Below are 308 nucleotides of genomic sequence, written 5' to 3'. Positions count from 1 at the left end.
ATATACGATTGATAGTGAATATAACGTATGCAAAATAAAAGAAATAAAAGGGCTATTCCAGTGCTACTATACAGCAAACCGAACTTTTAAAAAATATTTAAAAGCGGTGGAAAGTTCGTTATGTTTTGTAATGTAATAAGCATACAAAATAAAAGGAAAAACACAGGGGCATATTGTAATTCATACGGCTTTCTTTTCATATTCATTCTTTTTCGAATGAACATATGGATTAGCTCTGCTACTATAAAACACCCTCCAATTAATACAAGACCAGAAGTCATCGTCATATATCCAGCTGCCTTATATTT

General features: G+C 31.2%; 1 pseudogene. It reads right to left on the bottom strand.

Annotated elements, in window-relative coordinates:
- Nucleotides 1-281: pseudogene (locus tag ACSG5Z_RS30375) on the bottom strand (hypothetical protein); the annotation flags it as partial.
- Nucleotides 282-308: the final 27 nt, after the last annotated feature.

Source organism: Bacillus pretiosus (genome assembly GCF_051294775.1).
In the GTDB taxonomy this organism is placed as follows: Bacteria; Bacillota; Bacilli; order Bacillales; family Bacillaceae_G; genus Bacillus_A; species Bacillus_A wiedmannii.
The sequence above is the reverse complement of the archived record's forward strand: the minus strand, read 5'-3'. Positions and strand labels throughout refer to the sequence as shown.